The sequence below is a fragment of the Mycobacterium sp. ELW1 genome (assembly GCF_008329905.1).
Classification (GTDB): Bacteria; Actinomycetota; Actinomycetes; order Mycobacteriales; family Mycobacteriaceae; genus Mycobacterium.
Genome location: NZ_CP032155.1, coordinates 1,903,920 through 1,928,657 on the forward strand (window position 1 = coordinate 1,903,920; position 24,738 = coordinate 1,928,657).

Here is a 24,738-nt window from a genome sequence, read left to right on the forward strand (position 1 = left end):
TACGGTATCCACCGATGGACCACCTATCCCACACGTCGTCGGGGATCCCACTGGAGCCGGTGTACGGACCGGCCGACCGCAGTGGCGATCCCCCCGCGCCGGGCGCGTTTCCGTTCACCCGGGGCAACTTCTCCACCGGCTACCGCGGACGGTTGTGGACCTTCCGTCAGTATTCCGGGTTCGGCACCGCCGAGGAGTCGAACGAGCGCTATCGCTACCTGCTCGAGCAGGGTGGTACCGGGCTGTCGGTGGCCCTGGACCTGCCGACCCAATGTGGCTACGACTCAGACGATCCGGAGTACGGGGAAGAGGTCGGCCGGGTCGGCGTCGCGGTCGACACCCTCGCCGATGCCGAGATCCTGTTCGATGGGATCCCGCTGGATGCGATCAGCACCAGCTTCACCATCAACGGAACGGCCGCGATCCTGCTGGCCTTCTATGTCGCCGCCGCGGAGAAGAAAGGGGTGCCGCGCGAAAAGCTCACCGGCACCATCCAGAACGACATTCTCAAGGAATACGCCTCACGCGGAACGTGGATCTGGCCGCCGGAGCCGTCGCTGCGCCTGATTGCCGACACCATCGAGTTCTGCGCCGCCGAGGTGCCGCGGTTCAACGCGATCTCGGTCGCCGGAGCGCACTTCCGCGACGCCGGCGCCAACGCCGTGCAGGAGATGGCGTTCACTCTCGCCGACGGCGTGACTTACTGCGACACCGTCGTCGAGCGCGGCCGGATGACCATCGACCAGTTCGCCCCGCAGATCTCGTTCTTCTTCTACACCCACGGCGACTTCTTCGAGGAGATCGCCAAATACCGTGCCGGACGGCGCCGTTGGGCGACGATCGTGCGGGAACGGTGGGGCGCCAAGACCGACAAGGCCGCGATGTTCCGGTTCGGCTGCGTATCCGGCGGTGCGTCGTTGTACGCCCCACAGGCGCAGAACAACCTGGTCCGGGTGGCCTACGAGGCGTTGGCATCGGTGCTCGGCGGCGTGCAGTCGATGTTCACCGCGGCCTGGGACGAGCCGTTCGCGCTGCCCAGCGAGGAGTCCGCGACGCTGGCGTTGCGCACCCAGCAGATCCTGGCCTACGAGACCGGAGTGGCCCGGGTGGCCGACCCGCTCGGTGGCTCCTACTTCGTCGAGGCGCTCACCGATGCCACCGAGGAACGGATCATCGAGATCATGTCCGACCTCGAAAAGCACGGCGGCATGGTGCAATCCATCGAGGACGGCTACCTGCAGGGGCTGATAGCCGACGAGGCCTACAAGATCCATCAGGAGGTCGAGTCGGGCGTCCGCCCGGTGGTCGGGGTGAACAAGTTCGTCGTCGACGAGCCGGCCCCGGACCTGGCCACCTACGAACTCGACGCCGAGGGCCGCGACAAGCAGCTGCGCCGGCTCGCGAAGGTGAAGGCCGAACGCAGTGAACTCGCCGTGAAAGAAGCCCTTGCCGCACTGGCCCGTTCGGCGGAAGGTGACGACAATCTGATGCACAAGCTGATCGACTGCGCCAATGCGTACTGCACCGTGGGGGAGATGGTCTCCACGCTGAAGTCGGTATGGGGCGAATTCCAGCAACCGGTGGTCTTCTAGTGAGCGCTCGCATCCTGGTGGCCAAGCCCGGTCTGGACGGCCACGACCGCGGCGCCAAGATCGTGGCCCGCGCGCTGCGCGACGCCGGTTTCGAGGTGATCTACACCGGGATCCGCCAGCGCATCGAGGACATCGTGTCGATCGCACTGCAGGAAGATGTTGCGGTGGTAGGACTTTCAATTCTATCCGGTGCCCATCTGGCCCTGACCAAGCGGACCGTGGACGCGCTGCGGGAAGCCGACGCCGGCGACATCGCCGTGATCGTCGGCGGCACGATCCCGCAGAGTGACGTGGCCAAGCTGCTGGAGGTCGGTGCCGCGGCGGTGTTCCCGACCGGGACGTCGCTCGACACCCTGGTGACCGACGTCCGCGCGTTGACTTCAGAACAGGTGGCCGACTAATGCGCCTCGGAGTGATGATCGGTGCCGAGCGCGGCGATATGGCCCGCAAGGTGAAGAAGCTGCTCGAGGACATCGAGTGGGCCGAGGCCGCCGGCTTCGACACCGCGTGGATGCCGCAGGTGCCCAACGACTATGACGCGCTGACGATGGTCGCGCAGATGGGCACCCGCACCTCGCGCATCGAGCTGGGCACCGCGGTGGTCCCCCTGCAGGCGCAGCACCCGATCGCACTGGCCCGCCAGGCGCTGTCGGTGCACGCCGGCAGCGGAAACCGGCTGGCGTTGGGCGTGGGACCGTCGCATCATTGGATCATCCGCGACATGTTGGGGCTGCCCTACGAGAAGCCGGCGTCTTACACCCGCGACTACCTCGAGGTGCTGGGCGCCGCGCTGGCCGGCCCGGGCGACGTAGACGTCGAGAACGACACTTTCACGGTGCACAATCCGACTGTGCTGCAAGCGGAATCGCCGCTTCCGGTGCTGCTGGCCGCGTTGGGGCCGGTGATGCTGCAGATCGCGGGTGAACTCACCGACGGCACCGTGCTGTGGATGGCCGACGAGCGCGCGATCGGCGACCACATCGCGCCGCGGATCACCAAAGCCGCCGACAACGCCGGTCGGCCGGCTCCGCGCATAGTCGCCGGAATCCCGGTGTGCTTGTGCGCGAATTCCGAAATCGAGGCGGCCAAGGACCGGGCCAACCGGATCCTCGCCGAGGCCGAGACGTCGCCCAACTATCAGAAGCTGCTCGACCGCGGTGACGCACGAAACGTCGGCGACCTGTGTGCGGCCGGCGACGAAGAAGCCATTCTGGCCCGGTTCCGCGCTTTCGCCGACGCCGGGGTCACCGACCTGTCGGTGCGCCTGTTGCCGATCGGGGAGACCCGTGACGAGCTCGTGGCGTCGAAATACCGCACGCGCGAGGTGATTGCGCAACTCGGCGCCGAGGTGCGATGAGCTCCGCCGCTCCACTATCCGGCATTCGGATCCTCGAGGTCGGCACCATGCTGGCCGGACCGTATGCCACCATGCTGCTCGCCGATCTCGGTGCGCAGGTCATCAAGATCGAGCCGCCCGGCGGGGAGATCTCCCGTCAGGTCGGGGACAGCTATTTCGCCAGCCTGAACCGTAACAAGCGCAGCGTGTGCCTGGACCTGGCCTCCGAGGCCGGGCAGCAGCGCCTCGGTGAGCTGGTCGCGGAATCCGATGCGCTACTGGTCAATATGAAGCCTTCGGTGATCCGGCGGTTCGGGCTCACCTATGAGGCGCTGCGTACGCACAACGAGAAGATCGTGTGTGTCGCGCTGACCGGCTACGGCCTGGACGGCGGCGATGACCCCGCCTTCGACTACGTGATCCAGGCAGCCACCGGTGTGGCCGCACTGACCGGTGACCCGGATGCGCCGCCGACTCTGCCGGGCTACTCGTCGGCCGACAACTCCACCGGGTTGACCGCGGCGCTGGGACTTCTCGCGATGATCGTCTCCGGGCGGGGTGGGCAGGTGGATGTCTCGCTGCGCGACGTGATGTTCTCGCAGCTGAACTACCGCGCCTCGGCGTATCTCAACGATGGTGTGCACCCGCGTCGGCATCCGTTCGGTGCGCACTCGTTTTACGTTCCTGCGCAGCTGTTTCCGACCGCGGATGGGTATTTGGCGCTGTTCGTCACCCACGACGGCTTCTGGAAGATCTTCGCCGCCGAGGCCGGCATCGACGGCTTCCCGACGATGGCCGAGCGATCGGCGCACCGCGATGAGGTTCTGGCGATCGTGACCGCAGCGCTGGCCGCCGACACCGCGGCGGGCTGGGAGGCGCGGTTGCGTCCTTTGGGGATTCCGGCGGCTGCGGTGCGATCGCTGCCCGACGCCCTCGAGGCGACACCGGATGTCGTCGTCACCGCGGGGGATTACCGGCTGGTCGGCAGTCCGGTGCGGGTGGTCGGATATGAACCCGACTATCTGCCGCCCCCGGTGCTCGACGAGTTTCAGTCGTCGTAGGTCACGGTCACGTCGGACTCGGGCACGCCCTGGCAGGTCAGGATCAGGCCGTCGTCGATTTCGCTGTCGTCGAGCACCTCGTTGACCCGCATCTTGACCTGGCCGTCGGTGAGCGTCGCGATGCAGGTTCCGCAGTTGCCGGCTTCGCAGCTGTAGGGCGGGGTCAGTCCGGCGCGTCGGGCGGTCTCCAGCACCGTCTCGCCTTCGTTGACCGGCATGGTCACCGTCTTACCGTCCAGCGTGATCGTCGCCGTGCTCACTTCTCTCCTCAGCGTTAGCGCAGTATCATTCTACCCAGATGAGAATACAGTTCTCTACTGGCGATAGTATGTTCTCGTTTGTCGACCTGTTGATGGGATTGTCACTGACCATGTGCGAGCGGACCGCGCCGTGAGCGACGTGAGAGTGCTTGCCTTTGAGGACCGCATCTACACACGATCTCAGGTCGATGCGCTGTCTGCGGGATTGGCAGGCACGCTCGCCAGCCGTGGCGTGCGGGCCGGCCAGCGCGTGGCGCTGATGTCGACCAATCGGCCTGAGTTCATTTTCGCCGTGCACGCCATCTGGCGCCTCGGTGCGTCCGCGGTGTTGATCAGCCCGGCCTGGAAAGCGGCCGATGTCGGCCATGCGCTCGACGTATCCGGCGCCGATCATGCCGTCGGTGACAGCCCGCTGTTGGCCGACCTGATGCCGATGCTCAGCCTCGACGATCCGATCAGCCCGGGGGAGCCCACCCCGGTGGAGTACGCGGCTGACTCCGATGCCGTGCTGGTGTTCAGCTCGGGAACCACGGGTATGCCCAAAGCGGTTCGGCACACCCATGGTTCGCTGGCCGCGAGCGTCCGGCACTGGCGTCAGGCCCTGGGCCTCACGGCAGTCGATCGCATGCAGATCGTCACACCGCCCTCGCACATCCTCGGCCTGCTCAACATCGCCACCGTGCTCGATGCCGGCGCGTGGATGCGGCTGCACCGCCGGTTCGACATCGACACCATGCTGCAGTGCATCAAGGACGACCGCATCACCGTCGAAATGGCTGTCGCGCCTATCGCATTGGCGATCGCCTCGCATCCGAGGCTCGAGACTTTCGATCTGTCGTCGCTGCGCTACATCATGTGGTGCGCCACTCCGGTCACCACCAGCGTCGCCGAGGCCGTGACGGAGCGGACCGGCGTCGGCTGGATCTCGGCGTACGGCACCAGCGAGGTGCCGGTGATCGCGTGTTGCCCGCGCGACGCGGCCCGGCTCGACACCGTCGGGCGTCCGATTCCGCCGGTGCGCATCGTGTCGACGGGAACCGGTGAGCCGGTGGAGGCGGGCGAGACCGGGGAGATCCAGGTGCGATCGGATTCGGCCATGGCCGGCTACCTGCCCGCCGACGCAACCGCCGAGGCGTTCGATGACGGTTGGTATCGCACCGGGGACCTCGGTTACCTGGACGACGGCTGGCTGCGAATCACCGACCGGCTCAAGGAAATGGTCAAGGTGCGGGGCTTCCAAGTCGCTCCCGCCGAGGTCGAGTCGGTGCTGCACGGCCATCCCGCTGTGCAGGACTGCGCGGTGTTCGGTGTGCCCGACGAGGCCGACGGCGAGGCTGTGATCGCCGCGGTCGCCGTCGCCGAGCCGGTCGGCTCCGAGGAGCTGGACGCGCTGGTCGCCGAGAAACTGGCGTCGTACAAACGTCCCCGCGACATCGTGTTCGTGCCCGAAATCCCGCGCCTGCCATCGGGCAAGGCGTTGCGGCGAGTTCTCAAGGAGCAGTATGGATGCACGCCTGACCAGTGAGCAGCAGCAGCTGCGCGATGCCGCGGCCCGGCTGGCCGACGACTTCGGGCCGGGCTCCGTCGCGGACCTGGACGACCAGCAGCGCCGGGCGCGGCTGGCCAAGACCGTCGACGCGACCGGCTGGCGGTCGCTCCGTTCCGACGGCGCCAGCGGCGTCGAAGTCGCCTTGGTGGCCGAGGAATTCGCCCGTGGTCTGGTCGACGTGCCGTTCCTCGGGCCGGTGCTCGCCGACGATCTGTACCGCCTGCTGGCGGCCGACCCGGTGCCGGCGACCATCGCGGTCGGTGACACAGTGATCGACGCCGACGGGGCCGCCGCCGCGGTGCGGCTGACCGGTCACACCGTCGACTCGATCGGTGTCGGCGCGGCCCGCGATGGCGCGGATCTGACCCGCGTCACCGCCGCCGCCTCCGGCTCACCGGACACCGTTGGGGAGCTGACCGCCGAGCAGACGCAGCGCTGGTACGCCCTGGCGCTGGCCGTGACGACGGCCGACCTGGTCGGTGCGGCACGCGGCACCCACACGCTGGCAACCGAATACGCGAAGGTGCGCGAGCAGTACGGCTCGGCCATCGGTTCGTACCAGGCCGTCGCCCACCTGCTGGCCGAGGGCCTGGCTCTCATCGAGGGGTCGGTGAGCGTGTTGCGCCACGCCGCCTGGGCTGTCGACGAGCTGCCCGCAGAAGAAGCAGTGGAAGCCGGCCGGGTCGCCAAGATCTACTGCGCACGAGCCGCACTCGCGGTGTGCGAGATGTCGATCCAGGTGCACGGCGGCATCGGCAACACCTGGGAGTGCCTTGCCCATGTTTATCTGCGCCGGGTGCTGGCCGCCACCGAGGCCTGGCCGGTCAAGTTGGAGGAGTTGACCATTGGACTTTCGTGATTCTCCGGACGAGGCCGCTTTCCGGGAGCGGTTGCGCGGCTGGCTGACAGAGCAGAAGGGCAAGTTTCCGACGTCGGGCGACGCCTATTGGGCCAAGGCGGGGGAGTGGCACCAGGCGCTGTACGCCGCCGGGTTCTTCGGCACCTCGTGGCCGAAAGAGTATGGCGGCCAGGGCTTGCCACCCGTGTTCGACGTGATCGTCGACGAGGAGATCGCCAAGGCCGGAGCGCCCGCGCGTCCGAGCCTGGGCTACCTGGTGGTCGGTCTGAGCCACCACGGCAGCGAGGAACTGCGGCAGCGGTTCCTGCCCGGGATGATCAACGGCACCGAGCGCTGGTGCCAAGGGTTTTCGGAACCCGGTGCGGGGTCGGACCTGGCGTCGCTGACCACGACCGCGACGCGTGACGGTGACGAGTACATCATCAACGGTCACAAGATCTGGACCAGCTACTCCGATTGTGCTGACTGGTGTCTGGTGCTGGCGCGCACTGACAAGGATGTGCCCAAGCACAAGGGCATCTCGGCCTTCATTGTCACGATGCATCAGCCGGGCATCGTGCAGCGGCCGCTGAAGATGATCAGCGGTGTCACCAAGGAATTCGGTCAGGTCGAGTTCGACGGCGCGCGTGTTCCGGCTGCGAACATGGTCGGCGCGCCCGGTGACGGTTGGAAGCTGGCCATGACGGTGGTCAGTCACGAGCGTGAGCCGTCGACGCTGGGGTTCTCCGCGCGGTACGGAAAGCTGGTGCGTCAGATGGCGTCCCGGGTCGAGGGCCCAGCCCCCGACGAGCTGGCGTGGGCGTGGGTGCAGACCGAGATGTTGCGCCTGCATGTGCGCCGGCGCCTGTCCGAGCAGCTCGACGGCATCAAGCACGGCCCGGACGGATCGCTGGACAAATTGTTGATGACCTGGACCGAGCAGTCGGTCGGGCATGCCGCGTTGGCCACCGTCGGCACCGACGACGAGGAGTTGTTCGGCGCCTACCTCTACAGCCGTGCCCAGAGCGTGATGGGCGGGACGTCACAGATTCAGAAGAACATCATCGCCGGACGAATTCTTGGACTGGGAGTTTAACGACATGTACGACATGCCAGACGAAATCGATGTGCAGGCCGACGGTCCGCTGCGGATCATCACGCTGAATCGTCCCGACGAGCTGAACGCCGTCAACGACAACCTCCATGTCGGGCTGGCCAAGATCTGGGAGGCGCTCAACGAGGATGCCTCTGCGCGGGCGGCTGTCATCACCGGTGCGGGCCGGGCCTTCTCGGCCGGCGGAGACTTCAATTACCTCGACGAACTGCGCAACGATGAAGCGTTGCGGCAGAAGACGATCAAGCACGGCCGTGATCTGGTGATCGGTATGGTCCGCTGCCGCATCCCGGTGATCGCGGCCGTCAACGGCCCGGCGGTCGGGCTGGGCTGCAGCCTGGCCGCACTGTCCGACGTCGTGTACATCGCCGAGAACGCGTTCTTCGCCGACCCGCACGTGTCCATCGGTCTGGTCGCCGCCGACGGCGGGCCGCTGGTGTGGGGATCGCAGATCAGCCTGCTGCAGGCCAAGGAGTTCGCACTGACCGGGGTGCGGATCAAGGCGCAGCGCGCGGTCGAACTCGGGCTGGCGAATCATGTTGTGGCCGATCCGGTCTCCGAGGCGATCGCCTGCGCGAAGAGGATCATCGAACTCCCGCAGCAGGCGGTCGAGGCCACCAAGCGGCTGATGAACATCCAGCTGGAGAAGTCGGTGATGGCCTCGCTGGACTACGCCAACCTCGCCGAATATGTGTCGTTCGGCACCGCCGACTTCAACAGGATCGTCGACGGCTTGATCGCCAAGAAGTAGGTCGCGACAGTAACGCCACGGCGAGAATTCCGGCCGGAGTCCTCCGTGGCGTTACTGTCGGCGCGGGAGCTACTTCGGCGGGAAGCGCAGGGCACCGTCGAGGCGAATGGTCTCGCCGTTGAGGTAGTCGTTCTCGGCGATCGACAGTGCCAGTGCGCCGTACTCGACCGATCGTCCCATCCGCTTCGGGAACGGTACCTGCGGGCCCCAGTACGCCTCCAGCTGGTCGGCGGCCTTGCCGTAGGCAGGGGTGTTGATGGTGCCCGGCGCGATCGCCATCACCCGGATGCCCAACGGTGAAAGGTCGCGCGCGGCAACCAGAGTCATCGCCACCACGCCGCCCTTGGCCGCAGAGTAGGGCAGCTGTCCGATCTGGCCTTCGTACGCGGCGATCGACGCGGTGTTGATGATGACACCGCGGGCCCCGTTCTCGTCGGGCTCCTGGCGCGCCATCGCGGCCGCGACGTGGCGCATCACGTTGAACACCGCGGTCAGGTAGAAGGTGATGGTCTTGGTGAACGCCTCCAGCTCCATCGGCGCCCCGTCCTTGCCGACCAGCCGACCACCGCCGGCCGGGCCGCCGTGAGTGTCCACCGAGATGCGCAAAGGCCCCAGCTCCTCGGCGGCGGCGATGGCAGCCAGCACGTCGTCGTCGCTGGTGACGTCGGTGCGGACGTAGGGGATGGCGAGCTCGGCGGCAAGTTCCTTGCCCTTGTCGTCGGCCAGGTCGGCGATCACGACCTTGACGCCGGCCGCGTGCAGTTTGCGCACGGTCGCCTCGCCGAGGCCGCCTGCGCCACCGAAGACGACGGCGGAACTTCCACTGATCTGCATAGCGTTACCCTTCTTGCAACTGACGCTCTCTACTTGAGAGAATAGTATTCTCATACCGACCGGAATTGGTCAATCACGTAGGGACGTAGCGTTGCCCTCTATGGATGTCGCCGAGCTGATCACCGCGGCCCGCGGCGGGAACATGCGCGCAGTCGGCCGGCTGCTGAGCCTGGTCGAGAGCGACCGCCGCGACGAGGTGCTCACCGAGATCGGCCCGGCCGCGGTCCCGGTTGTGGGCGTGACGGGCCCGCCCGGTGCGGGCAAGTCGACCACGATCGCCGTTCTCGTCGCGGCGTATCGCGAACGCGGACAACGGGTTGCGGTGCTGGCGGTGGATCCGTCGTCGCCCTACAGCGGGGGCGCGTTGTTGGGGGACCGGATCAGGATGGCGCAGCACATCAACGATCCGGATGTGCTGATCCGCTCGGTGGCCACCCGCGGCCATCTCGGTGGCCTGGCCGCCGCGGTGCCCGCCGCGATCCGGCTGGTCGGCGCGCTCGGCTTCGACGTCGTCCTGCTGGAGAGCGTCGGCGTCGGGCAGTCGGAGATCGAGATCGCCGCCGTCGCCGATCCGACAATCGTGATTCTCAATCCGGGTGCCGGAGACGCGGTCCAAGCCGCCAAGGCGGGTCTGCTCGAGGTCGCCGACCTGGTGGTGGTGAACAAGGCCGACCGGGACGGTGCCGCCCAGACGGTTCGCGACCTCACATTTGAGACGCACGTCCCGGTGCTGACGCTGGTCGCCGCCCGGGCCGAGGGAGTGGGGGAGCTCGTCGAGGCGATTGAGGCCCACCGGCGGGCCGACACCGCGGAGCGCCGTGCTGCGCGGGCCCGCGCGCAGGTGTTGTCACTGGCGCAGAGCCGGCTGCATCGCCATCCGGATCTCGACGCCCTGGCGCAGGCCGTCGCCGACGGAAGCCGTGATCCGTACAGTGCGGCGGAAGCCTTGATCGCTCAACCGGTTTCGCCTGCGGTCGAGCCGTGATCGGGCTTATTTGCGGGCGAATCCCTGAGAGCAGAAGGTCCACACTTCGTCACCGCTGATCGGCGTGTGAACGTTCTCGTCGTCCTCGACCCCGCTGGACTGGGCGATGAACATGATGGTCTGCATCGTCATCGCCGCCATGCGGCGGGGGTTGGCGTCTTCCCTCAGCTCCCCGGCCGCCGCCGCCTCGTCCATCAACTCGGCGAACAGCGCCACCAGCGGTGCGTGAGCGACCTTGACCTCGTTGGGATGTGAGATCAGCAGCTGGGGGGCGAAGTCGGTGAACAACGGCCGGCGCGCGGTCGGATCCGGCCGGGACAGTTCGAACAGCAGGGTGACGGCCACCTTGAGTCGGTCCAGCGGATCGTTCTGAGCCGACGTCGCGGCCCGGATCTGATCGGCGGCTCGGCTCAGCGCATCCTCGAACAGGGCGAGCAGCAACTCGTGCTTACCGTCGAACTGCAGATAGAAGCTACGGAGTGACTGGCGGGACCGGTCGACGACTTCCTGCACGGTGAAGTCGGTGCTGCCCTTTTCGGTGATGATGGCTTGCGCGGCATCCAGGAATCGCTGCACGCGCTGCCCGGCGCGCACCTTGGCGGTCCGGATCGACCGCTCGACGGCGCGCTGCTTCCAGGCAGGCTCTTCGCTCGGGCTGTTCACTGCCGGGCTCGAGACGAGCGGATGCGGTTTCCGATGTTGCTCACGGTAAGAGAGTACTACTCTCAGCGGCGAGAATTATGTTCTCACTTCAATACTGACCAAAATTTTTGTTCCGGCCAGTCTAACGGGTGACCAGCGCATTCGCCGCCATGGCGTACGTCACAGATTTCCGAGCCGTGGAGCGTGCCCCAGTGACCTGATCATCGACCCGGCTTCCCTGGTCAGATCGCGTGCCGAGCCGAGCAGCCCGTCGAGCACGAGGGTGCGCTTCACGTGCCGATGCAGGTCGTGCTCATCGGTGAACCCGATGCCGCCGAGAACCTGCTGACAGTGCTTGGCCGCGGTCAAGGCGGCCTGACCGGCGGCGGCTTTGCCCAACAAACAGGCCAGATCGGTGCCTTCGTTCTGGGCCACCAGCAGGGTCGCTTCGGCGCCCTCGACGGCGACCAGCGTCTCGGCAAGTCGGTGGCGCACCGCCTGGAACGACCCGATCGGACGGCCGAACTGGACCCGGTCCACGGCATGCTGCCGCGCCAGCCTCAGCATCGCCCGGGCCGAACCGGTCAGCCACCACCCCAGCGCGAGGCGCCCCCTGGCCAACGGCACCTCCGAGCCGGCGCCGACGGTGCCGACCGGCAGCTCGGGATCCATCGCCGAATGAGCACCGTCGGCGCGCTCCCAGATCACCCAGCGGCCACCGGTATACGGCAGTGCGACCGTGCCACCCGGCACCTGCCCGGCCGATGCGAGCACCACGTCGTTGATCACGCCGGCATGCGTGCCGGTCTCACCCAACAGCCGGAACACCAAGGCCGTTGCCTCGGCGGGGATCTCGTCGAGCATCTCCAGCCAGCCGAGGTCGCGCAGCACGTCTTCGACGTTGGGGGAACCCTCCGCGGCCGCGGCGCTCATCGATTTCTCGAGCGTGTCGGCCAGCATTCCCAGTTCGCCGTCGTCCACGTCTCACTCCTTCCCGAGGTCGAGAAGCCGGCGGGCGATGATGTTGCGCTGGATCTCCGCGGTGCCGCCGTAGATGGTGGCCGAACGCGAGTACAGGAACTCCGAGCGCCAGGGTGTCTCGTCGAGTTCGAGCACCCCTGGCAGCACATCTCGCGCGGTGTCGTAGAGGCGCTGTTCAGCACCGGCCAGCAGCACCTTGTCGATCGAAGTCTCCGGCCCGAGTTTCGCCCCTTCGGCGAAGCGGTGCTGGGTCGCCGCCGACCTGCAGCGCACGGTGTGCAGCGCGAGGTAGGCCGCGCCGAGTTCAGCGTCACCGGCATCGGTCTCGTCAGCGATCAGCCGGTCCAACCGGGTGAACAGGTAGGAGATTCGCTGCCAGAAACAGGTGGATCGCTCGAATGGCAACAGGTCGTTGGCAAGCCGCCAGCCATCCCCGGGATTGCCGAGCATGCGATGGGCCGGCACCACCACGTCGTCGAAGTACACCTCGCAGAATTCGTCGACGCCGTGCATAGTGTGCAGCGGTCGCACCGTGATGCCGGGGGAGTCCATGTCGATGAAGAACGCGGTGATGCCCTCGTGTTTGGGCGTTTCCGGCGAGCCGGTGCGGGTCAACAGGACGCAGCGCTTGGAGAACTGGGCGAAGCTGGTCCACACCTTTTGGCCGTTGATCACCCACTCGTCGCCGCGCTGGGTGGCCTTGGTGCTCAGCGACGCCAGGTCACTGCCGGAGCCGGGCTCGGAGAAGCCCTGACACCAGTGCTCTTCGCCGCGCAGGTAACGCGGCACCATCTCGGCGGCGAGCTCCGGTCGCGCATACGAGATCATCGTCGGCACAAGGACTTCCATCATCGAGTACGGTCCCGGCTCGGCGATGTTGCGACCGAGCACCTCCTCGGCGACGATCATCCGCATGATCACCGAGCCGCCCAGACCGCCTACTTCCTCCGGCCAGCCGTAGCGCATCCATCCGGCGTCATAGAGGGCTCGGCGTACCCGGCTCATCTGCTCGATATGAGCAGGCAGCGAATGATCCGGGCCGGGGCTCAGATCGTGCGTGTCGAGCCAGGCTCGCAGGTCGTTGCGGAATTCGTCGGCGGTCGTGCCGGATTCGGCTGCCGTGCTCATCCGCCGGCCGGCCGGCCGATCGCGTGCGGACGGCCCGAATCGTGCACACCGGTGCGCCGGATGAACGTCATCGCGCGAGTGCTGAGCCGCCACCCCTTCTCGGTCCGCAGGTAGGTGTCGCGGTAGTAGCCGATGCGCATGTCGTGCGCCGAATGCTCGATGAAGCACAGCGGTTGGGTGCCGGTGGCCTTGTCGGGGTCGTTCTCATCAAATTCGACCAGCGACTCGCCGGTCATGAACAGCCCTTTGGGTGCGGCGTCGACGAGCTCGGGAAACCGTCCCAGTGAATAGGTTTCGCCGAACGCGCTGTACGTGCCGTCTTTGGTGAAGACCTTCACCAGATTCTCGACATCCAGCTGGGTGATCGTCACCGCGTAGCGGGCGAGCAGTTGCTGGATCTCGACGATGTCGTCAGTCCGTTTTGTTGACATAGACCTTCCCGCCTTTCATGACGAAGGTGACGTTCTGGGTGACAGTGATGTCGGACAACGGATCACCGGGCACGGCGATGATGTCGGCGAGCAGACCTTCGGCGATCCGGCCCCGGTCGGTGACGTTGATCAGCTCGGCTCCGACGACGGTGGCCGCCCGCAGCACCGCGGCCGGCGGCATACCCCATTCCACCAGGGTCACCAGTTCATCGGCGTTCTTGCCGTGCGGGATCGCGGGTGCATCGGTGCCGACCGCGATCTTCACCCCGGCCTCGTAGGCGGCCTTGATCGACGTCTCCGCCTTCGGGAACATCTCGGCGGCCTTGTCCTGCAGCGCCTTCGGTGCGTGCGAGACATCCATCGCCTGGGCCAGGCGGCGGGTGGTCACCAGAAATCGGTCATTGTCGACCAGCATCTGGATGGCCTCGTCGTCCATCAGGAAGCCATGCTCGATGCAGTCGATACCGCACGCCACCGCATGCTTGACGGCCTCGGCTCCGTGGGTGTGAGCGGCCACCCGCAGCCCGCGCCGGTGCGCCTCGTCGACGATTGCCCGGAGTTCCTCGTCCGAATAGTGTTGCGCCCCTGCCTCACCGGTCAGCGACATCACACCCCCGGACACGCACACCTTGATCAGCTGCGCGCCGTGCTTGATCTGGTAGCGCACCGCCTTGCGGATCTCGTCGACACCGTTGGCGATACCCTCCTCGACCGTCAGCTCGAGGGCACCCGGCATGAACGCGGCGAACATCGTCGGGTCCAGATGCCCGCCGGTCGGAGTGATGGCATGACCGGCAGGCACGATCCGAGGACCCTCGATCCAGCCCGCGTCGATCGCCTTGCCCAGCGCGACGTCCAGCAGGTAGCCGCCGGTCTTCACGAACAGCCCGAGGTTGCGCACCGTGGTGAAACCCGCGCGCAGGGTGCGGCGGGCATTGCCGACCGCGCGCAGCGTCCGGGTCGGCGGATCATCCTGGACCTGCGAGAGGCCGGGGTTTTCGCCCCGGCCGCCCATCAGGAGGTTGACCTCCATGTCCATCAGGCCCGGAAGGAGGATGGCGTCACCCAGATCGATGACATCGGAGCTCTCGTCAACCTCGCCGCCCACGGAGACGATCCGGTCGCCGTCGACCTTCACGATGGCGGGGCGGACGATCTCGCCCGCGTCGACGTCGACGTACCCGGCAGCCTTCAGGGTCGTTGCGCGTGGCGATGAGCCGCTTGCGCGAAGAGCAGACAAACTAGACCACCGGCTCCTTGATCAGTTCGATATACGCGGCGCCGCTGTCGAGCACGCGGGGCTGCTTCCACACCTCGACCGGAAAGCTCACCTGCACGATCGATTGTCCTAGGTGTACCAGAGCCTTGGCGTCCTCCGGCATGCCTTGGAGCGGGAAGCGGGCGTCGACGTAGACCATGATGTCTTCCAGCCGCGCCATGCCGGCGTCATACAGCTCCTGCATCTCGGCCATCGTCGAGTTCAGCCGCTTTTGGTAGCGCTCCTCCTCGGTGGGCAGGCACCAGTCGCTGAAGCGCTCCAGGTCGGCGAATTCCGCTGGCAACTTAGACATTTGCGGGATCCCTTTCTTCTGCCCTCGGGCTCAGTGCGGCGGCCGCCCCGTTTCCGTTCCCGGCGGCCAAGGACTCTTTGTACCGATCCACGTACTTGTGTGCGGTGTGGTGCAGGTGGCGCAACAGGATCTCCTGGTCGCACAGCGGGAAATCCAGCACGGCGCGGGTGCCGATCTGGGTCTGGGTGGCTTCCAGTGTGTTGGCGTCTTGGAACGCGTATTCCTTGAAGGTCACCGCGGCCAATTCCTGGGAGAGTCGTTCCCGCAGGTTCTTCGGCGGCACGAAGTAGAGGTCGGCCTCGAAGATATGGGAGTCCACTCCGGTGGGCCAGTAGTTGTAGGTCAAGTACCAGCCCGGCGCCCAGAACAGCAACGTGAAGTTCGGGAAGAACTCGAACGAATCCTGGCCCCACGTCGAGTGCCGGCCGGGATTGATCGCCGGCGGCAGCTCGTCGGGCAGGATGCCTTTGATGTTCGGGCGATCCCACGGCCCGAACAGACCGCTGTGCAGGATCCGCTCGATGGGCTTGACCATCTTCAGGTCCTTCGGCGGACTCATGCCACCCCAGGACGAGATCATCGAGTGGTCGCCCTTGATGTCGTAGTGCAGCGCCTCGAAGCCGAACTTGGCGAGCTTCTCGGCTTCCTCCTTCTCCGCCTGCTTCATGTGCAGGATCGGCGCGTGGTAGAACTCGACGAAGGCGTCGATGAACAGCTTCCAGTTGGCGCCGACCGTCGCGCGGTAGCTGTAGTGCTCGGTCATCTCGTGGAAGGGATAGCCCTTCAGGCCTTGGCCGAACTCGCCCAGGTACTCCTCGAGCGAGACCGCATCGTCGTCGAAGTTGACGAAGATGAAGCCTTCCCACACCTCACAGCGCACCGGCTTGAGCGGGTAGTCGGCCTTGTCGACGTCGAAGAACTCCTGCTCCTGCTGGATGAACGTCAGGTCGCCCTTCAGCGAGTACCGCCAGGCGTGGTACTTGCAGACGAATTGCCGGCAGCTGCCCGAAACCTCTTCGCCGGGATAGTCATTCCACACCAGCTTGTTGCCGCGATGGCGGCACAGGTTGTAGAAGGCACGGACCTCGTCACCGTCGTTGACGATGATGATCGACGTACCCGGGCCGACCGACGGCAGCTCGCGGGTGATGTAGTTGCCCTTCTTGGGAATCAGCTCCACGCGGCCCATCTGCAGCCAGGTCTTGCGGAAGATGGCCTGCTGCTCCAGCTTCCAGTGCTCGGGATCAATCGAGTCCTCGTAGTTGACCGGACCGGTGCCCAGTTCTGGCCAGTTCTCGGTCCAGCTGCCGACATCCGGCTTCTTGAAAAATGCCACGTACTTACCTTTCGTTCTCGAGCTGTACGCCAAAAGTGTTGAACGCCATGGCCAACATGCCGTAGGCGCCGACGGTGAAGACGAAGTCCATGCGCTGACGCTCGGTGAGATGCTCGCCGAGCGCGGTCCAGGTTTCGTCAGTCAGATTCGATTTCTCCTCGAGCTCGTCGGTGGCCCGCACGACCAGCCTGTCGAGATCGTCGTCGGCCCTGCCGTTGCGGATGGCCTCGACGTCGTCGTCGGTCAGCCCCTCCGCCTTGGCCATCTCGACGTGGTGCTCCCACTCGTAGGCGCAGTCGCGCCGATGCGCCACCCGCAGGACCGCCACCTCACGCAGCCGGGCCGGCAACGTGGAGCGGAAGAGCAGATAGACGTTGAAGCCGAGGTATGCCTTGGTCAGATCGGGATGACGAACGAGGGTCGACAGCGCCGTGCCGGCGCCCTCGGGGTTCTGCCGGTCGCGGGGCAACATCCCCTTGAGGGCGAGCTGGACCTCGTCGTCCCACTGCTCCGCGGGTAGCGGTGTCAGGCGCATCGGCAACCCCCTCTCACGTTGGAGAATCACATTCTCATATCCGGATAACAGGTTTCCATGAACTTGCCGCGAGGTCAATCCCCGCACTTGAGCAGGGCGGAAAAACCGAGGTCGACCAGGCGTGTCGGAAGGTCAGCCTACGGGCCGCACGCACCGGTAAGCCGATTACCGGATGTTGATTCTCGCGGAATGAGAAGCTAGTTTTCATTAGAGAGGTCAGCGACTGAAGGAGCCGGTATGCGCAAAGAGGACATGATCCTGATCAGCGTCGACGACCACATTGTGGAACCGCCCGACATGTTCGCCAATCATCTGCCGAAGAAATATGCCGACGACGCTCCCCGGTTGGTGCACAACCCCGACGGCTCGGACATGTGGCGCTTCCGCGACATCACGATCCCCAACGTTGCGCTCAATGCGGTGGCGGGGCGGCCGAAGGAGGAGTACGGCCTGGAGCCCCAAGGGCTCGATGAGATCCGCCCGGGCTGTTACAACGTTGATGAGCGGGTCAAGGACATGAACGCCGGGGGCATCCTCGGCTCGATGTGTTTCCCGTCGTTCCCCGGCTTCGCGGGCCGGTTGTTCGCGACCGAGGACGCCGAATTCTCGCTGGCGCTGGTGCAGGCCTACAACGACTGGCATGTCGAGGAATGGTGCGGGGCGTATCCGGCGCGGTTCATCCCGATGACGCTGCCGGTGATCTGGGACCCGGTCGCCTGTGCCGCGGAGATCCGCCGCAACGCCGCCCGCGGGGTGCACTCGCTGACGTTCACCGAAAACCCCGCGGCCATGGGCTATCCCAGTTTCCACGACTTCGAGCACTGGAAGCCGATGTGGGATGCCCTGGTCGACACCGACACCGTGCTCAACGTGCACATCGGCTCCTCGGGACGCCTCGCCATCACCGCCCCCGACGCCCCGATGGACGTGATGATCACCCTGCAGCCGATGAACATCGTCCAAGCCGCCGCCGACCTGCTGTGGTCGCGACCGGTCAAGGAATACCCCGACCTCAAGATCGCCCTGAGCGAGGGCGGCACCGGCTGGATCCCGTATTTCCTGGAGCGCGCCGACCGCACCTACGAGATGCACTCCACCTGGACCGGACAGGACTTCAAAGGCAAGAAGCCCTCAGAGGTGTTCCGCGAGCACTTCCTGACCTGCTTCATCTCCGATCACGTCGGGGTGCAACTGCGTAACGACGTCGGCATCGACAACATCTGCTGGGAAGCCGATTACCCACACTCGGACTCGATGTGGCCCGGTGCCCCATCGACAACATCTGCTGGAAGCCGATTACCCACACTCGACTCGATGTGGCCCGGTGCCCCGAGCAACTCGACGACGTCCTTCGTGAACACAATGTGCCCGACGACGAGATCAACAAGATGACCTACCAGAACGCCATGCGCTGGTACCACTGGGATCCGTTCACGCATATCGCCAAGGAACAGGCCACGATCGGCGCGCTGCGCAAGGCTGCCGAAGGTCACGATGTCTCCATCCAGGCGTTGTCGAAGAAGGAGAAGACCGGCGCCAACTTCGCCGACTTCGCGGCGAACGCCAAGGAGCTGTCCGGCAACAAGGACTGACAAGGTCCGTGGGCGACAGGGCGCCGGTGCGCAAAGCGGGAGATCGCGCCGGCGCACCGGTCTGCGTGCGACATCGAGTAGAGGAGTGTGGGTGTGTCTTCAGGTATGAGCTTCGAATTGACCGAGGATCAGGAGCTGATCCGTAAGTCGGTGCGGGAGCTGGCATCACGCTTCGATGACCACTACTGGATGGAGAAGGACCAGCAGCACGAGTTTCCTTCGGAGTTCTACGACGCGATCGCCGGTGGTGGCTGGCTCGGTATGACGATCCCCGAGGAGTACGGCGGCCACGGGCTTGGTATCACCGAGGCGACGATCCTGGCCGAAGAGGTCGCTCGTTCCGGTGGCGGCATGAACGCGGCGAGCTCCATCCACATGTCGATCTTCGGAATGCAGCCGGTGGTGGTATTCGGCTCCGACGAGATGAAGGCTGCGACCCTGCCGCGGATCGTCAACGGCGACCTGCACGTATGCTTCGGCGTCACCGAACCCGGTGCCGGACTTGATACTTCGCGTATCACGACATTCGCCAAGCGCGACGGTGACAGTTATGTCGTCAACGGCCGCAAGGTGTGGATCTCCAAGGCGCTGGAATCCGAGAAGATCCTGCTGCTGACCCGCACCGAGAGCCGCGAGGACGCGGAGAAACGCGGGGGCAAGCCCACCGACGGCCTCACGCTGTTCCTCACCGACATCGATCGTGACCACGTCGACATCCGGCCCATCAAGAAGATGGGCCGCAACGCGGTCAGCTCCAACGAGGTGTTCATCGACGACCTGCGGGTCCCGGTCGCCGACCGGATCGGCGAAGAGGGTAAAGGCTTCTCCTACATCCTGCACGGGCTGAACCCGGAGCGGATGCTCATCGCCGCCGAGGCGCTGGGCATCGGCCGGGTGGCGCTGGACCGTGCGGTGAAGTACGCCAACGAGCGTGTGGTGTTCGACCGGCCGATCGGGATGAATCAGGGCATCCAGTTCCCGTTGGCCGACTCGCTGGCGCGTCTCGACGCGGCCGAGTTGATCCTGCGCAAGGCGACCTGGCTCTACGACAACGGAAAGTCGTGCGGCCGCGAAGCCAACATGGCCAAGTACCTGTGTGCGGATGCGGGTTTCGCAGCGGCCGACCGCGCGCTGCAGACCCACGGCGGCATGGGCTATTCCGAGGAGTACCACATCTCCCGGTTCTTCCGGGAGGCGCGCCTGATGAAGATCGCGCCCGTCAGCCAGGAGATGATCCTCAACTTCCTCGGCGCCAACGTGCTCGGTCTGCCCAAGAGCTACTAGCAGCCGGCGATCCGGCCGACCGTATGGTGATCTGATGACTTCTGCGCAAGGACCGGCAGCCCCGCTGGCCGGTATCACTGTCGTGGCGTTGGAGCAGGCGGTGGCGGCGCCGATGTGCACGCGCGTCCTGGCCGACTTCGGTGCCCGCGTCATCAAGGTGGAGAATCCGGCGGGTGGGGACTTCGCCCGGCACTACGACGATGTCGTCAACGGCCCGGGCGGTCTTGCGGCTCACTTTGTTTGGGCCAACCGCAACAAGGAATCGATTGCGCTGGACCTCAAATCGGCCGAGGGTCTGGAGATCCTGCACCAGTTGCTTGACCGCGCCGATGCGTTGGTGTCCAATCTCGCGCCGGGTTCCACCGCCCGGCTGGGCATCTCACCCGACCAGTTGCGAGAACGCCACCCTGATGTGATCGCCGTCGAGATCGACGGATACGGCGCGGGCGGCCCGCTGTCGAACAAGCGCGCCTACGACCTGCTGGCGCAGTCGGAGTCCGGATCGTGCGCGGTGACCGGCTATCCCGGGAAACCGGCCAAGCCCGGACCGCCGATCGCCGACATCTCCACCGGGCTGTACTCGGCGTTGTCGATCATGGCCCTGCTGATCTCGCGGGATAAGCGGACGCGTCCAGGCGCGGCCGTCAGCGTGAGCCTGTTCGACACGATGATGGACCTGATGGGGTATCCGCTGACCTACGCCCAGCATTCCGGAATCGACCAGGAGCCGCTGGGAATGAACTCCCCGGCCGTCGCGCCGTACGGTTCCTTCGATACCGCCGACAATCAGACGGTGGTGCTGGGCACCACCAACGACCGGGAATGGCAACGGTTGGCACGCGAGATCATCGACCGTCCCGACTTGGCCGACGACCCGCGGTACGCCAGCAACTCCGATCGGTGCGCTCACCGCGACGAACTCAACTCGGCCATCCAAAACTGGTGTGCGCAGCATGATCTCGCGCACATCCAGAAGACTGCTGACGCGGCTGGGATCGGCAATGCCCGCTACAATCTGCCCAGCGAGGTGCTCGCGCACCCGCAGTTGTCCGATCGTGACCGCTGGCGGACGGTGCAGACCACCGCCGGTCCGATCGAGGCCATCCTGCCGCCGCCGATCATCGAAGACTACGAGCAGCCGATGGGTCCGGTACCCGGCCTCGGTGAGCACACCGACGCGTTGCTGGCCGAATTGGGCCTGTCGGACAACGACATCGGCAGACTGCGGGAGCAGGGTGCCGTCGCATGAACAAGCGCCAGAACTAAGGAGAAGCCATGCGGGAAACGGTGATCGTCGAGGCGGTCCGCACCCCGGTCGGTAAGCGAAACGGCGGGCTGTCCGGCATGCATGCCGCCGACCTGTCGGGGGTGGTGCTGAACGCACTCGCCGAACGCATCGGCCTGGACCCGGCGACGGTCGATGACGTGGTGTGGGGTTGCGTGTCCCAGGTCGGTGACCAGTCGAGCAATATCGGCCGGTTCTCGGTTCTGGCCGCCGGCTGGCCGGAATCCATTCCGGGCACGACGGTCAACCGGGCCTGCGGATCCAGTCAGCAGGCACTGGATTTCGCCGCGCAGGCGGTGATGTCCGGCCAGCAGGACGTGGTGGTCGCCGGCGGTGTCGAGGTGATGAGCCGTGTTCCGCTCGGCTCGGCACGTGCCACCGGCATGCCGTATGGCCCCAAGGTGCTCGAGCGTTATGACGACTTCTCGTTCAACCAAGGCATTTCCGCGGAGATGATCGCGCAGAAGTGGGGACTCTCCCGGACCGACCTCGACGAGTTCTCGGCGCGCAGCCACGAACTGGCCGCTGCGGCACAGGATCGCGGGGCCTTCGACGACCAGATCGTCCCGGTGGCCACCGACTCATGCGTGGTGAGCGCCGACGAAGGCATCCGCCGGGGGACCACCGTCGAGAAACTGGCCGGGCTCAAACCGGCGTTCACCGAGGACGGCGTCATCCACGCCGGCAACTCGTCGCAGATCTCGGACGGCGCGGCCGCTCTGCTGGTCACCAGCGCGGAATATGCTGCCGCACAGGGCTGGACACCGCTGGCGCGCTATGTCGCCGGGGCAGTCGCCGGCGCCAACCCGGTGATGATGCTGACCGGTCCGATTCCCGCGACGGAGAAGGTGCTGGGCAAGACCGGCCTGAGCATCGACGACATCGGGGTGTACGAGGTCAACGAGGCGTTCGCGCCGGTGCCGCTGGCGTGGCAGGCCGACACCGGCGCCAAGGCCGAGCGGCTGAACCCCCTCGGCGGCGCGATCGCGCTGGGTCACCCGCTGGGCGGCTCCGGCGCGGTGCTGATGACGCGCATGCTGTACCACATGCGCGACAACGGAATTCGCTACGGCCTGCAGACGATGTGTGAGGGCGGCGGCACCGCGAACGCCACCGTCGTCGAACTGATCGGCTGAGGGGCTTGATGCGCCGCGACCTGTTCACCGCCGACCACGAGGCGTTTCGCGAACTCGCTCGGGACTTCATCGAGAAGGAAGTCGTGCCCGCCTACCCGCAGTGGGAGAAGGCGGGCCGGATGCCGCGCGAGACGTTCGCGAAGCTCGGGGAGACCGGGATCATGGGTGTCACGCTGCCCGAGGAGTACGGCGGCGGCGGTCAGGACGACTACCGCTACAACGTGGTCCTGCAGGAAGAAGCAGCCCGCGCACTGGTCACGTTGTCGACGGTCCGCACCCAGCTCGAGGTGATCCTGCCGTACTTCCTGCACTACGCGAACGACGAGCAACGGGCCCGCTGGTTTCCCGGGCTGGCGGCCGGAACGCTGCTCACCGCGGTCGCGATGACCGAACCGGGCACCGGGTCGGACCTGGCCGGCGTGCGCACGACGGCGGTACGAGATGGCGACCACTACATCGTCAACGGCGCAAAGACTTTCATCACCGGCGGCATGCAAGCCGATCTGGTGGTCGTCGTGGCGCGGACGTCCACCGACCCGGACAATCGTCGCGCCGGGCTGACGCTGCTGGTCGTCGAGGACGGGATGGCGGGCTTCACCCGCGGACGCGAACTCGAGAAGATGGGCTGCAAGGTCCAGGACACCGCCGAGCTGTCATTCGTCGACGTCCGGGTGCCTGCGGCCAACGTGCTGGGGGAGGAGGGGCAGGCCTTCAGCTACCTCGGGCACAACCTGGCCCAGGAGCGGCTCACCGTGGCGGTGGGCTCGGTGGCCCAAGCCCGCTCGGCGATCGCCGCAGCGATCGAATACACCCAGAGCCGCAAGGCTTTCGGCACGCCCGTCGCCTCGTTTCAGAACACCAAGTTCGAGCTGGCGGCCTGCTCGACGGAGGTCGAGGCGGCCCAGGCCATGCTCGACCGGGCGGTGGCCCTGCACGTCGAGGGCGAGCTCGGCGGCGCCGATGCCGCCCGGGTCAAGCTGTTCTGCACCGAGATGCAGCAGCGGGTGATCGACCGCTGCCTGCAACTGTTCGGCGGATACGGCTACATGATGGAGTATCCGATCGCCCGGCTCTATACCGATGCGCGAGTGGCCCGGATCTACGCCGGGACCAGCGAGGTGATGAAGGTGATCATCGCCAAGTCATTGGGGCTGTAGTCGCCCCGCTCGATCGTCGCGAGAGCGACGTCATGGCTGCTGACGACGCCGATTCACAGCCCTGACGTCGGTCTCGGGCTAAGCGGTCCGCTGACCACAAAATTCTTCCGCTGAGACCCTTGTCACACCCGCCAAACCAACCTACTGTGTGTTCACTAGGTTGGTCCGGGCGAAGGGAGTGTGATGACGGCACCAGAGTCCTCGGCTCTCCGCACGAGCGATCTTCGCCGTCCCTACGCCACCCTCCTGGCCAAAGGGGAGGACCGTAAGCAGCGCATTCTCGACGTCGCGCAGCGGCTCCTGGCCCGCAACGGCTGGCGCAACACCACCCTTGCGCAGATCGCGAAGGAGGCTGGTGTCACCGCCGCGGGGCTGTTGCATCACTTCGAGTCCAAGGAGCAGCTGCTCCACGCGGTGCTCGACGCCCGGGACGCCGACGACAGCGAACATGCCGACTACCTGACCGGCGACCTGGTCGAGGGCATCGCCAATGCCGCCGACCGGTTCGACCGGTCACCCCAGCTCGTCGGCACCTTCGCGGTGCTGATGGTGGAGAACATCGCACCCGACGCCCCGCTGCACGACCGGCTGGTGGATCGCTACCGGCAGGCGGTCGGCATCATCGCCGACCGGATCCGCAGCGGTCAGGCCGAGGGCCGATACCGATCAGACGTGAACCCGGCCCAGAAGGCCGTGGAAATCCTGGCATTTGTGAACGGAATGGAGACCTCATGGCTGCTCGACCCGTCGATACCGCTGATCGATGTGTTCCGGGAGTACTCCAGGTCGCTGGCGAGCCAGCTGATGGCGCCCGCCGGATCATGAGATACCGGCTCGACATCGTCGCTCCCAGCGTCGCCGAGGCGGTGCGGCACGCCGGCGGCTGGATCTTCGACCGCGTGATGGCGGGCTGGGATGTCAACGTCCTGCTCGCGCAGCCCGGCGACACCCGCCCGCTGACGATCCTGGGCGCCCAGACCTCCGACTTCGAATCGATGATCGCGGCCGGTGACGATCAGCCACACCCGCAGGCGCTGGCGGTGGCCGCCGATCTCCTCGATACCGACGCCCGGGTCCGCGAGGGCGTGCTGCGTGCGCTCGATTACGGCATGACCGAGGTGGCATTGTGGGGCGAGGCGCAGTCGAGTGATCTCGACCGTGACATCGACTGCGTCGAGCACCGCCTGAGCTCGGCGGCGCGGGTGTTCAAAGCACAGGCACTGGCCGCGGCGGACGTCGACGACGTATCGGTCGCGGCGACCGAGACCTTCCGAAGCGGCGCCATGAGCTGCCCGCCGATCGGCGCCGACCTGGTCCCGGCCGGCTGAGGCGGGGCGGAA

The 24,738-nt window shown here is 66.2% G+C and carries 25 protein-coding genes and 1 pseudogene; 16 read left to right on the forward strand and 10 right to left on the reverse strand.

Features of this window, described 5'->3' with window-relative positions:
* Positions 1-14 precede the first annotated feature (14 nt).
* From D3H54_RS08775 to D3H54_RS08790, 4 genes are read left to right on the forward strand one after another with little or no spacing between them, the layout of a single operon-like run.
* Positions 15-1,592: a methylmalonyl-CoA mutase family protein gene (locus D3H54_RS08775; RefSeq protein ID WP_149378708.1), complete on the forward strand. Its 1,578-nt coding sequence runs from the start codon at positions 15-17 to the stop codon at positions 1,590-1,592.
* On the forward strand, positions 1,592-1,993 hold the full coding sequence (locus D3H54_RS08780; protein WP_149378709.1) for a cobalamin B12-binding domain-containing protein: 402 nt from the start codon (positions 1,592-1,594) through the stop codon (positions 1,991-1,993). The genes D3H54_RS08775 and D3H54_RS08780 overlap by 1 nt, the downstream gene beginning before the upstream one ends.
* Complete coding sequence (locus tag D3H54_RS08785; protein ID WP_149378710.1) at positions 1,993-2,949, forward strand: LLM class F420-dependent oxidoreductase; 957 nt, start codon at positions 1,993-1,995, stop codon at positions 2,947-2,949. The genes D3H54_RS08780 and D3H54_RS08785 overlap by 1 nt, the downstream gene beginning before the upstream one ends.
* Positions 2,946-3,989 (forward strand): CaiB/BaiF CoA transferase family protein, encoded by a 1,044-nt coding sequence (locus D3H54_RS08790; RefSeq protein ID WP_149378711.1) that lies wholly within the window; start codon positions 2,946-2,948, stop codon positions 3,987-3,989. The genes D3H54_RS08785 and D3H54_RS08790 overlap by 4 nt, the downstream gene beginning before the upstream one ends.
* Here D3H54_RS08790 and D3H54_RS08795 read toward each other — a convergent pair.
* The gene (locus D3H54_RS08795) at positions 3,977-4,249 is read right to left on the reverse strand and encodes a 2Fe-2S iron-sulfur cluster-binding protein (RefSeq protein WP_081845173.1); all 273 of its coding nucleotides are present in this window, start codon (positions 4,247-4,249) and stop codon (positions 3,977-3,979) included. The genes D3H54_RS08790 and D3H54_RS08795 overlap by 13 nt on opposite strands.
* 130 nt (positions 4,250-4,379) lie before the next feature.
* On the opposite strand from D3H54_RS08795, the gene D3H54_RS08800 reads away from it, so the two are divergent.
* Genes D3H54_RS08800 through D3H54_RS08815 form a run of 4 tightly spaced genes read left to right on the forward strand, consistent with a single transcriptional unit; the run spans position 4,380 to position 8,501 of the window.
* Positions 4,380-5,774 carry a class I adenylate-forming enzyme family protein gene (locus tag D3H54_RS08800; RefSeq protein WP_149378712.1) on the forward strand — a complete coding sequence of 465 codons (1,395 nt, stop codon included), beginning with the start codon at positions 4,380-4,382 and terminating at the stop codon, positions 5,772-5,774.
* Positions 5,752-6,657, forward strand: a complete 906-nt coding sequence (locus tag D3H54_RS08805; protein WP_149378713.1) for an acyl-CoA dehydrogenase family protein — start codon at positions 5,752-5,754, stop codon at positions 6,655-6,657. Before D3H54_RS08800 ends, D3H54_RS08805 begins: the two co-directional genes overlap by 23 nt.
* Positions 6,644-7,732 carry an acyl-CoA dehydrogenase family protein gene (locus D3H54_RS08810; RefSeq protein WP_149378714.1) on the forward strand — a complete coding sequence of 363 codons (1,089 nt, stop codon included), beginning with the start codon at positions 6,644-6,646 and terminating at the stop codon, positions 7,730-7,732. Before D3H54_RS08805 ends, D3H54_RS08810 begins: the two co-directional genes overlap by 14 nt.
* Before the next feature lie 4 nt (positions 7,733-7,736).
* Entirely contained in the window at positions 7,737-8,501 is a 765-nt protein-coding gene (locus tag D3H54_RS08815; RefSeq protein WP_149378715.1) for an enoyl-CoA hydratase/isomerase family protein, read from the forward strand.
* Positions 8,502-8,570: 69 nt separating this feature from the next.
* On the opposite strand, the gene D3H54_RS08820 is transcribed toward D3H54_RS08815, so the two are convergent.
* Positions 8,571-9,335, reverse strand: coding sequence for an SDR family NAD(P)-dependent oxidoreductase (locus D3H54_RS08820; RefSeq protein ID WP_149378716.1), 765 nt, complete (start codon positions 9,333-9,335; stop codon positions 8,571-8,573).
* A 100-nt stretch (positions 9,336-9,435) separates the two neighbouring features.
* Here D3H54_RS08820 and meaB point away from each other — a divergent pair, with 100 nt between their 5' ends.
* The gene (meaB, locus tag D3H54_RS08825) at positions 9,436-10,320 is read left to right on the forward strand and encodes a methylmalonyl Co-A mutase-associated GTPase MeaB (protein WP_149378717.1); all 885 of its coding nucleotides are present in this window, start codon (positions 9,436-9,438) and stop codon (positions 10,318-10,320) included.
* 6 nt (positions 10,321-10,326) lie between these two features.
* Here meaB and D3H54_RS08830 read toward each other — a convergent pair whose 3' ends face one another.
* The 8 genes from D3H54_RS08830 to D3H54_RS08865 form a co-directional block, all read right to left on the reverse strand.
* Positions 10,327-10,983, reverse strand: a complete 657-nt coding sequence (locus tag D3H54_RS08830) for a TetR/AcrR family transcriptional regulator (protein WP_149378718.1) — start codon at positions 10,981-10,983, stop codon at positions 10,327-10,329.
* A gap of 159 nt (positions 10,984-11,142) precedes the next feature.
* On the reverse strand, positions 11,143-11,922 hold the full coding sequence (locus D3H54_RS08835) for an acyl-CoA dehydrogenase family protein (RefSeq protein ID WP_149383427.1): 780 nt from the start codon (positions 11,920-11,922) through the stop codon (positions 11,143-11,145).
* Between the two features lie 24 nt (positions 11,923-11,946).
* Positions 11,947-13,071 (reverse strand): acyl-CoA dehydrogenase family protein, encoded by a 1,125-nt coding sequence (locus D3H54_RS08840; protein ID WP_149378719.1) that lies wholly within the window; start codon positions 13,069-13,071, stop codon positions 11,947-11,949.
* Positions 13,068-13,502: a nuclear transport factor 2 family protein gene (locus D3H54_RS08845; RefSeq protein ID WP_149378720.1), complete on the reverse strand. Its 435-nt coding sequence runs from the start codon at positions 13,500-13,502 to the stop codon at positions 13,068-13,070. The genes D3H54_RS08840 and D3H54_RS08845 overlap by 4 nt, the downstream gene beginning before the upstream one ends.
* A complete protein-coding gene (locus tag D3H54_RS08850; protein WP_149378721.1) occupies positions 13,483-14,742 on the reverse strand; it encodes a metal-dependent hydrolase family protein in 1,260 nt (419 codons plus the stop codon). The genes D3H54_RS08845 and D3H54_RS08850 overlap by 20 nt, the downstream gene beginning before the upstream one ends.
* A gap of 1 nt (position 14,743) precedes the next feature.
* Positions 14,744-15,073 (reverse strand): hypothetical protein, encoded by a 330-nt coding sequence (locus D3H54_RS08855; RefSeq protein ID WP_149378722.1) that lies wholly within the window; start codon positions 15,071-15,073, stop codon positions 14,744-14,746.
* Entirely contained in the window at positions 15,066-16,409 is a 1,344-nt protein-coding gene (locus D3H54_RS08860; RefSeq protein WP_149378723.1) for an aromatic ring-hydroxylating oxygenase subunit alpha, read from the reverse strand. The genes D3H54_RS08855 and D3H54_RS08860 overlap by 8 nt, the downstream gene beginning before the upstream one ends.
* 4 nt (positions 16,410-16,413) lie before the next feature.
* On the reverse strand, positions 16,414-16,944 hold the full coding sequence (locus D3H54_RS08865; RefSeq protein WP_149378724.1) for a carboxymuconolactone decarboxylase family protein: 531 nt from the start codon (positions 16,942-16,944) through the stop codon (positions 16,414-16,416).
* A gap of 237 nt (positions 16,945-17,181) precedes the next feature.
* On the opposite strand from D3H54_RS08865, the pseudogene D3H54_RS08870 reads away from it, so the two are divergent.
* The 7 genes and pseudogenes from D3H54_RS08870 to D3H54_RS08900 all read left to right on the forward strand — a co-directional run bounded on the left by D3H54_RS08870 (position 17,182) and on the right by D3H54_RS08900 (position 24,726).
* A pseudogene (locus tag D3H54_RS08870) lies at positions 17,182-18,536 on the forward strand (amidohydrolase family protein).
* A 105-nt stretch (positions 18,537-18,641) separates the two neighbouring features.
* The gene (locus D3H54_RS08875) at positions 18,642-19,820 is read left to right on the forward strand and encodes an acyl-CoA dehydrogenase family protein (RefSeq protein ID WP_168214819.1); all 1,179 of its coding nucleotides are present in this window, start codon (positions 18,642-18,644) and stop codon (positions 19,818-19,820) included.
* A gap of 34 nt (positions 19,821-19,854) precedes the next feature.
* Positions 19,855-21,069 carry a CaiB/BaiF CoA transferase family protein gene (locus D3H54_RS08880; RefSeq protein ID WP_149378726.1) on the forward strand — a complete coding sequence of 405 codons (1,215 nt, stop codon included), beginning with the start codon at positions 19,855-19,857 and terminating at the stop codon, positions 21,067-21,069.
* Positions 21,070-21,095: 26 nt separating this feature from the next.
* The gene (locus D3H54_RS08885; RefSeq protein ID WP_149378727.1) at positions 21,096-22,241 is read left to right on the forward strand and encodes a thiolase family protein; all 1,146 of its coding nucleotides are present in this window, start codon (positions 21,096-21,098) and stop codon (positions 22,239-22,241) included.
* Between the two features lie 8 nt (positions 22,242-22,249).
* Positions 22,250-23,398 carry an acyl-CoA dehydrogenase family protein gene (locus D3H54_RS08890; RefSeq protein WP_149378728.1) on the forward strand — a complete coding sequence of 383 codons (1,149 nt, stop codon included), beginning with the start codon at positions 22,250-22,252 and terminating at the stop codon, positions 23,396-23,398.
* A gap of 183 nt (positions 23,399-23,581) precedes the next feature.
* Positions 23,582-24,223 carry a TetR/AcrR family transcriptional regulator gene (locus D3H54_RS08895; protein ID WP_149378729.1) on the forward strand — a complete coding sequence of 214 codons (642 nt, stop codon included), beginning with the start codon at positions 23,582-23,584 and terminating at the stop codon, positions 24,221-24,223.
* A complete protein-coding gene (locus D3H54_RS08900; RefSeq protein ID WP_149378730.1) occupies positions 24,220-24,726 on the forward strand; it encodes a hypothetical protein in 507 nt (168 codons plus the stop codon). The genes D3H54_RS08895 and D3H54_RS08900 overlap by 4 nt, the downstream gene beginning before the upstream one ends.
* Positions 24,727-24,738: the final 12 nt, after the last annotated feature.

What these genes read in the sequence shown, in the direction of transcription:
- D3H54_RS08835 (WP_149383427.1), bottom strand. Translation starts at nt 11,922, where the DNA reads ATGCTGGCCGACACGCTCGAGAAATCGATGAGCGCCGCGGCCGCGGAG.
- D3H54_RS08790 (WP_149378711.1), top strand. Translation starts at nt 2,946, where the DNA reads ATGAGCTCCGCCGCTCCACTATCCGGCATTCGGATCCTCGAGGTCGGC.
- D3H54_RS08815 (WP_149378715.1), top strand. Translation starts at nt 7,737, where the DNA reads ATGTACGACATGCCAGACGAAATCGATGTGCAGGCCGACGGTCCGCTG.
- D3H54_RS08840 (WP_149378719.1), bottom strand. Translation starts at nt 13,071, where the DNA reads ATGAGCACGGCAGCCGAATCCGGCACGACCGCCGACGAATTCCGCAAC.
- D3H54_RS08880 (WP_149378726.1), top strand. Translation starts at nt 19,855, where the DNA reads ATGACTTCTGCGCAAGGACCGGCAGCCCCGCTGGCCGGTATCACTGTC.
- D3H54_RS08855 (WP_149378722.1), bottom strand. Translation starts at nt 15,073, where the DNA reads ATGTCTAAGTTGCCAGCGGAATTCGCCGACCTGGAGCGCTTCAGCGAC.
- D3H54_RS08885 (WP_149378727.1), top strand. Translation starts at nt 21,096, where the DNA reads ATGCGGGAAACGGTGATCGTCGAGGCGGTCCGCACCCCGGTCGGTAAG.
- D3H54_RS08875 (WP_168214819.1), top strand. Translation starts at nt 18,642, where the DNA reads ATGAGCTTCGAATTGACCGAGGATCAGGAGCTGATCCGTAAGTCGGTG.
- D3H54_RS08895 (WP_149378729.1), top strand. Translation starts at nt 23,582, where the DNA reads ATGACGGCACCAGAGTCCTCGGCTCTCCGCACGAGCGATCTTCGCCGT.
- D3H54_RS08900 (WP_149378730.1), top strand. Translation starts at nt 24,220, where the DNA reads ATGAGATACCGGCTCGACATCGTCGCTCCCAGCGTCGCCGAGGCGGTG.
- D3H54_RS08865 (WP_149378724.1), bottom strand. Translation starts at nt 16,944, where the DNA reads ATGCGCCTGACACCGCTACCCGCGGAGCAGTGGGACGACGAGGTCCAG.
- D3H54_RS08785 (WP_149378710.1), top strand. Translation starts at nt 1,993, where the DNA reads ATGCGCCTCGGAGTGATGATCGGTGCCGAGCGCGGCGATATGGCCCGC.
- meaB (WP_149378717.1), top strand. Translation starts at nt 9,436, where the DNA reads ATGGATGTCGCCGAGCTGATCACCGCGGCCCGCGGCGGGAACATGCGC.
- D3H54_RS08845 (WP_149378720.1), bottom strand. Translation starts at nt 13,502, where the DNA reads ATGTCAACAAAACGGACTGACGACATCGTCGAGATCCAGCAACTGCTC.
- D3H54_RS08775 (WP_149378708.1), top strand. Translation starts at nt 15, where the DNA reads ATGGACCACCTATCCCACACGTCGTCGGGGATCCCACTGGAGCCGGTG.
- D3H54_RS08890 (WP_149378728.1), top strand. Translation starts at nt 22,250, where the DNA reads ATGCGCCGCGACCTGTTCACCGCCGACCACGAGGCGTTTCGCGAACTC.
- D3H54_RS08820 (WP_149378716.1), bottom strand. Translation starts at nt 9,335, where the DNA reads ATGCAGATCAGTGGAAGTTCCGCCGTCGTCTTCGGTGGCGCAGGCGGC.
- D3H54_RS08805 (WP_149378713.1), top strand. Translation starts at nt 5,752, where the DNA reads ATGGATGCACGCCTGACCAGTGAGCAGCAGCAGCTGCGCGATGCCGCG.